This is a genomic window from Leyella stercorea DSM 18206, assembly GCF_000235885.1.
In the GTDB taxonomy this organism is placed as follows: domain Bacteria; phylum Bacteroidota; class Bacteroidia; order Bacteroidales; family Bacteroidaceae; genus Prevotella; species Prevotella stercorea.
The window spans coordinates 11,756-16,345 of the sequence record NZ_JH379439.1; the positions used below are offsets into that span (position 1 = coordinate 11,756).

Annotated in this window: 3 protein-coding genes; all 3 read right to left on the reverse strand. The window is 55.2% G+C overall.

What is annotated here, in order from left to right; all coding sequences use genetic code 11:
- Positions 1 to 84 precede the first annotated feature (84 nt).
- Positions 85 to 1,755 (reverse strand): tetratricopeptide repeat protein, encoded by a 1,671-nt coding sequence (locus tag HMPREF0673_RS07570; protein WP_040596652.1) that lies wholly within the window; start codon positions 1,753 to 1,755, stop codon positions 85 to 87.
- Positions 1,756 to 1,913: 158 nt separating this feature from the next.
- Entirely contained in the window at positions 1,914 to 3,581 is a 1,668-nt protein-coding gene (recN, locus tag HMPREF0673_RS07575; RefSeq protein WP_007900414.1) for a DNA repair protein RecN, read from the reverse strand.
- A 32-nt stretch (positions 3,582 to 3,613) separates the two neighbouring features.
- Positions 3,614 to 4,510, reverse strand: coding sequence for a type IX secretion system protein PorD (gene porD / locus HMPREF0673_RS07580; RefSeq protein ID WP_040596653.1), 897 nt, complete (start codon positions 4,508 to 4,510; stop codon positions 3,614 to 3,616).
- Between the last annotated feature and the right edge of the window lie 80 nt (positions 4,511 to 4,590).

Consider the following 4,590-nt stretch of genomic DNA (forward strand, 5'->3'; position numbering starts at 1 on the left):
GGGTATGGCATCCCTGCCATACCCACGCTGCCTCCTATCAATCACCTTATGGGTGCGTGGCTATGGCAGGGATGCCATAGCCTCCTACTTATACTTCTTGATATATCCCTCGGCGCGGTCGTCGCCCAATTCCTTTGCCTTATTAAAGCACTCCATAGCCTCGTTCTTGCGCTTCAACTGCACAAGTGCGAGGCCTTTTATTATGTAGGCATCGGTATTGTCGGGCGTGAGCTGCAAGCAGAGGTCGGAGGTCTTGACAGCCTCTTCGTTCATGTTCACACGCAGCTGCAACGAAGCTAGCTCGGCGATATAGAGCGGAGCATCTGCACCACCTATATATGCAGCGTGCGCAAGGTCGTCGAGAGCCTGCTTGTACTGGTGCACTGCCACTTCGCACTTATGACGAGCATAGTAGAAGGCAGCGTTTGCTCTGCCATACACCAGCGTGTCGTAGGTGTTGTAGTCGACGATCGCCTTGCGGTATTCCTCCATCTGCTCGTACAGCTGACCACGTGCCAACACGTAGGGCGCAGACAGATTGGTGAGTGGGCGCGGAGCAACTGCCACACAACTGTCGAGCAGCTCCAGCACCTCCGTCTTCGGAGCACCAAGCTGTGTCTTGCACTGCGCAGCCTCGAAATATACCTCGCTCGTTGGCATGTCCTTCTTCGCCAAACTCAAGAATTTCTCACATGCGTCGCCATAGTCGCCCATCGAGAACTTTATCTGCGCCATGCGGTGCAAGTACTGCGGCTGCGGATTGAGGCTGTACGCCTTCTCAGCTTCCGCCAGTGCACGCTCAAAGGTCCAAGCTGTGAAGGTGGTGTCGGCACTATAGATGAGCTTCTGATACATCACACGAGCATACTCAGAGTGAGCCTCCGCCTTGTCGGCAGCAAGTTTTAGTGCGGTCTGCATATCGGCATCGGCACCTTGCCAGTCGCCATAAGTAGACTTCTGCAGCGCACTCGTAGCATAGCCGTCAACCTCCTTCGGAAACTGTCGGATATAGTCGCTAAGATAGCCGGCATACTTTGCCGTGTCCTGACGCTCAGCAGCCAACATCACCATGAGCAGAGCGTTCTGCTTGTCGGCAGGCAAGGTGAGACGCAGCGAGGTCTTGGCATAGAGCGAGTTGTTAATATCGAGGTGGCTTGCAGCGAGTGTCGAGATGAAGCGCACGTCGACGGCGTTGGCGTAGAGCGAACGCACCGACTGCTGCATGAGTCCCACCACCTGTCCCTTCTCGTTGACGAAGGCAGCGCCCTGTGTGGGCTTGTGGTTGTTGTAGCCGAACACGTAGTAGGCGTACTTCTCCATGAAGGTCTCCGCCTTGTCTACCTCATACTGTGTGGTCTGTGTACGGCGGTCGGCGGTCTCCACGAGCCACAGCTTGCTGTCCTTTGCAGCAGCAGCGGTGGCGATGGTGGCAGCCACAGTCTTCGGCATATCCACACGCACACGACACACGTCATAAAGCTCGTTAGCACCGAGGATATGCGTCACGGGATAGGTCTTTCCGTTGAAATCGACGACTTCCACACGCGAGGCTTCGCGCACTGCCGACCACGGACAGGCTGCTATGCCGTCGGCTGAGAGGAACACTCCGTTGCTTGTAGCTATCTGCTTGCCCTCTGCATCGTATGCCTTAAGCGCAAACACCGACTTTGCCACATTCTTCACAGCCGCCGGCTGCGCCATCGCTCCGCAGAGGCAGAGCAGCGAAATTAGGATTGTTGATAATATTCTGTTCATTGTTTTATTTATTAACAAATTTGTAACTCTTAGGAGGGTATGGCATCTTGCCATACCCACGCAACCTTCCGTTAACTGCTTGGTGCGTGGCTATGGCAAGGATGCCATAGCCTCCTATGCTTTATGGATGCGTGGCTACGGCAGGATGCCATAGCCTCCTATAATGCTAAAAGCGACTTGGCGTTGTCGATAGCAGCCTGCGACACATCGCTACCAGAGAGCATCTGCGCAATCTCCGTGATACGCTGTTCGTCGGTGAGCTGCGTCATCGTAGACACCGTGCCCTGCTCCGTCTCATGCTTCGCCACCTTATAGTGGGTGGAGCCGGCGGCAGCAATCTGCGGCAAGTGGGTTATGCAGAGCACCTGTCGGTTGGCAGCACCCATATCGTGCATGATGTGTGCCATCTGCTCTGCCACCCTACCGCTCACGCCGGTGTCAATCTCGTCGAAGATGATTGTGGGCAGACCGATGGCCTTGCTTATCATCGCCTTCAGCGAGAGCATGACACGCGCTATCTCGCCGCCCGATGCCACCTGCGACACGGGCTGCATGTCGGTGCTGGTGTTGGCACTGAAGAGGAACATCACCTTGTCGGCACCCGTGGCGGAGAGGTCGGCAGCCGACACATCCACCTTGAAGCGCACGTTTGGTATGCCAAGCGGAACGAGCAGTTTCGACAGTTCCTGCTCGACGAGCGTAGCCGACTTGCGTCGCATATCGGTGAGCACGGCTGCTTTCTCCACGCATACAGCGTGCAGACGTGCCACCTCCTGCTCCTGCTCCTGCAGTTGCTCGTCGGAGTTGTCGATGTTCGAGAGCTGCGCATTGATAGCATTGAGGCGGTCGAGCAGCTCGTCGACGGTCTGCACGTGGAACTTCTGCTGAAGCGTGTAGATGAGGTCGAGGCGCTCGGTGATGAGGTTGAAGCGCTGCGGGTCGTACTCCACGTCGTCCATTTTCGAGGCTATCTCCTGCGAGATATCCTTCAGCTCTATGAAGCAGCCGTCGAGACGCTCTGCAAGCTCCTGCGCTTCGGGGTAGACATCGGCTACGCTACGCAGCTGTGTGACAATGGAGCGCGTGAGGTTCACGATGCCCGTGTCGTCGCCCGAGAGTCCGTAGTCGGCATCGTGAAGCGCACGCTTTATGTCCTCGGCGTGGCTCATCAACTCCGACTCCTGCTCCAACTGTTCCTGCTCGCCCAAAGTGAGCTTTGCCTCGCTAAGTTCCTTCTGCTGAAAGCGCAGAAAGTCCTCGTTGTCGCGACTCGTGGCTATCTGCTCGCGCAACTCGGCAAGGCGGTGCTGCGCCGAACGCAACTCGGCAAACACCGCACGATAGTCGGCAAGCTGCTGACGATCGCGCGCAATGATGTCCACAACGTTCAGCTGGAAGTCTTCCTTGCTGAGCAGCAGGTTCTGATGCTGGCTGTGCACGTCGATGAGCTGCTCGCCGAGCTCGCGCATAAGGGCGAGTGTCACCGGCATATCGTTGATGAAGGCGCGACTCTTGCCATTAGCGTTCACCTCGCGACGCAGCAGACACTCCTCCGGCTCGTAGTCGAGGTCGTTTTCTTCGAAGAAGCCTTTCAGCACGTCGGAGTGGTAGATACTAAGGTCGAACGTTGCCTCAATGATGCACTTGTCGCAACCACGCTTCACCTGCTTCGCATCGGCGCGGTTGCCAAGCAGCAATCCTATTGCACCGATGACGATGCTCTTTCCGGCACCGGTTTCGCCCGTAATGACGGAGAAGCCAGGGTAGAGCATCATCTCAAGATGGTCGATAAGTGTGAAGTTGCGTATATCGAGTTTCTTTAACATAAACAGTAGTTATGGGTTATGTATGTGTGTGTCTACTCCTTTATCTTCTCCCAAGCCGAATTCTGACTTGCATTGATAGAGAAGAGAATGTCGTAGACGGTTTCTTTTTCCTTCTGCGTGCCCTTACCTTTATATATATTGGTAAGCTCGTCGCGCTTATAGTCGGTCCATATCTGTGGTAGCATACTGAGCGGACGGTCTTCGTGACACTTCTTCAGACCGGTTTCGAGCGCAGTGGTCACGTTGCCGCGTCCGCGCTCCACGTTGGTCGCCATCTCGTCGAGACCCGTGCGATAGTAGTCGTACTGCAACTGGCGGAACGGCTTCATCGCACCCTCAAGATAGTCGTTGATGATGGCAAAGCGGTTGCGTCCGTTGTCGAACGCCTTCCATCCCGGGAAGTTGAGGTTCTGCGCGTTGTTGGCAAGGTTCATGCAGCGCTGCAGAATGTCCTCGCCACCCATCGGCGAGAACGTATCGAGATCAATGCCGATGATGAGGTAGGCGTAGTAGGCGATGAGTGCCGTGAGCTGATTGTCCACCTGCTCCTCGTTGAACTGCAACTGGTCGAACTGTGCGTACTCGAAGTTGAAGTCGTTGTCGGTGTTGTTGTAGATAGTGGTGGTGTACGTAGAGTTATACACGGGGCGGTTTGCCTGTATCACCGCCTTGCACGTGAAGACGTTCGTACTGTTGTCGTACGCCGTCACGGTGATGTTGAAGTTGCACGTGATGCGCTCGTTCTTCTGAAACTGAAGACTGGTCCACTGGCGTTCGTTGATAAACTGCGTGAGGGTCTGCTCCAGCTCCTCGAACACCGAGTTGTCGGTGCCTTGAATCTGGTTGTGGTTGATCTTCACACGTGCGTTCAGTTCCTGCGCCTGCGTTCCTGCGACAAAAGCGAGCAACAGCAACGCAGCGCAAACCATTCTAACTATATAGCGCTTTTTCATATTCTTTAAAATAAGAAGTTTTACTCTTTAGGAGGGTATGGCATCTTGCCATACCC

Coding starts and splice junctions, on each gene's coding strand:
- HMPREF0673_RS07570 (WP_040596652.1), bottom strand. CDS start 1,755: ATGAACAGAATATTATCAACAATCCTAATTTCGCTGCTCTGCCTCTGC.
- porD (WP_040596653.1), bottom strand. CDS start 4,510: ATGGTTTGCGCTGCGTTGCTGTTGCTCGCTTTTGTCGCAGGAACGCAG.
- recN (WP_007900414.1), bottom strand. CDS start 3,581: ATGTTAAAGAAACTCGATATACGCAACTTCACACTTATCGACCATCTT.